This is a genomic window from Anabaena sp. UHCC 0253 (assembly GCF_009712085.1).
In the GTDB taxonomy this organism is placed as follows: Bacteria; Cyanobacteriota; Cyanobacteriia; order Cyanobacteriales; family Nostocaceae; genus Dolichospermum.
In genome coordinates this window covers 505,577-507,507 of sequence record NZ_VILD01000003.1, presented here as the reverse complement: position 1 = coordinate 507,507, position 1,931 = coordinate 505,577, and the positions used below count along the sequence as shown (strand labels likewise).

General features: G+C 36.2%; 3 protein-coding genes. 1 reads left to right on the top strand and 2 read right to left on the bottom strand.

The features are described from left to right. Positions 1–63: 63 nt before the first annotated feature. A complete protein-coding gene (locus tag FJR38_RS27715) occupies positions 64–198 on the bottom strand; it encodes a ribbon-helix-helix protein, CopG family (RefSeq protein WP_168498751.1) in 135 nt (44 codons plus the stop codon). Positions 199–278: 80 nt separating this feature from the next. Here FJR38_RS27715 and FJR38_RS10490 point away from each other — a divergent pair, with 80 nt between their 5' ends. Next, complete coding sequence (locus FJR38_RS10490) at positions 279–1,580, top strand: RNA-guided endonuclease TnpB family protein (RefSeq protein ID WP_168498757.1); 1,302 nt, start codon at positions 279–281, stop codon at positions 1,578–1,580. Here FJR38_RS10490 and FJR38_RS10485 read toward each other — a convergent pair. After that, positions 1,549–1,761 (bottom strand): hypothetical protein, encoded by a 213-nt coding sequence (locus FJR38_RS10485; protein ID WP_168536904.1) that lies wholly within the window; start codon positions 1,759–1,761, stop codon positions 1,549–1,551. The genes FJR38_RS10490 and FJR38_RS10485 overlap by 32 nt on opposite strands. Positions 1,762–1,931 lie beyond the last annotated feature (170 nt).

The window sequence follows — 1,931 nt, the reverse complement described above, 5'->3', positions numbered from 1 at the left end:
AAACTCAGTGGCTTTAGCCCTGAGAGGGAAGCGACACGAGCGGTTTTAACCGCTGTAGTATTTCTAATCTAGTTTATATTCTCTAATTAGTCTCTGTGTAGCCGATGACTGAGATACCCCCCAGTTTACGGCAATCTTCTCTAGCTTTGCTTTGTCTTCTTCGGACAAATAAATAATAGTACCTTTTTTTCTAGACATGATGACAATCTAATATTGATATGATATGATTATATTATCACAGCATTGCAGTTCAAACAATGTCTAAAGTTAAAAAGTCAATGGGAGTACAACAAGTTTTGTTGTCCCCCGATGATGAAACAAAGGCAGTATTAGAATATCTCTGCCAGCAGTCGGGAAAGCTCTATAACAGTGGTGTTTATTTTGCTAGACAAACATTTTTTAAAACTGGAAAGTTGTTGACAGGTAAATTTGATTTAGCTTATGAACCTTCAGTTTCTAAAACTATGGTCGCTCAATCAATGCCTTCTACACCTGCACAACAAACTTTGTTGTCTGTAATTGAAGCATTCAAATCTTTTAAAGAATTACGTTCTTTGTTTCTCAAAGGTCAATTACATTTTCAGCCTAAAGCACCTGACTATCTAACAGGTTCTAAACTTTTCAAAGTTGCTTATCCTAACAGTGGGGGACAAAAGCCAACTCTAATTAATGGACAACTTAGATTTTCTTTAGGATTAACTGTTAAAAGATGGTTTGGAATTTCTGAATTTTTTCTACCAATGCCGTCTAATCTAGACATTGCTCATGTCAAAGAGTTTACTATTCTACCTAAAAACGGTGCTTTTTATTTGGAAATGTCTTACGAAGTTGAAAAGAAAAGCCACGTTTTAGACATTAATCAGGCATTATCTATTGATCTAGGAACGGCTGATAATTTAGCAGCTTGTGTTGATACATTGGGTAATTCTCTATTGATTGATGCCCGTGCAATGAAGGCTATGAATCAGCTTTGGAATAAAAAAGTATCTACTCGCAAAGAGGGAAAACCAGAAGCTTATTGGGATAATTGGCTAGATTGTGTAACCCGTAAACGTAACCATCAAATGCGAGATGGGATTAATAAAGCTGCAAAACTAATTGTTGACCATTGCTTAAAATATGGCATTGGTACTTTAATAATTGGTTGGAATGAAAGCTTTAAATCTAACGCTAATATGGGGAGAGTTAACAATCAAAAGTTTGTCCAAATGCCTTTAGGTAAACTTAAAGATAGGTTAAAACAACTCTGTGATTTAAACGGGATTAGATTTCAAGAAACTGAAGAAGCATATACGTCAAAAGCTAGTTTTTTAGATGGAGACTCCCTACCTAAGTATGGTGAAAAACCAGAAGGGTGGAAAGCATCAGGAAAGCGTGTTAAGCGTGGCTTGTATCAGTCAGCTAATGGTTCAATTGTTAATGCTGATCTCAATGGTGCAGCTAACATTTTACGAAAAGTAGCCAGCAATTTAGGCATAGACCTAAGCTTACTGGGTAGACGGTGTTTGACGACCGTAGCGAGAATTAAACTTTGGGCTTTGCCTAAGTTTACTCTGTCAGCAGAATCTCAGTGTCTTTAGACCTGAGAGTGTCAACTGGTATGCAATATTCTAAACCAGTTTGGACTGCATACCAAATCAGCCAGCTTCCTATTGGACCTACTAATCTTTGATCTTTAGGTACAGATTCTAAATGCAAAACTTCCAGCAAATAGGGTACATCTTCTTCAGAGGTGTAAACGGCGTATCTAATTAAACTCAAAATTCCATTTGCCAAATGTGGGCATTTCTTCTTCTTTTGCAGGTTTTAAAGTAGCTATGACACGCGTGTTTTTTATAGTTATAACAGGAACTTTATAAACTCCTATCGAATACATTTGTTTTTTTAAATTTTCTAAAAATAGCAGTTAAATTTTACCATAACCGTGGGGG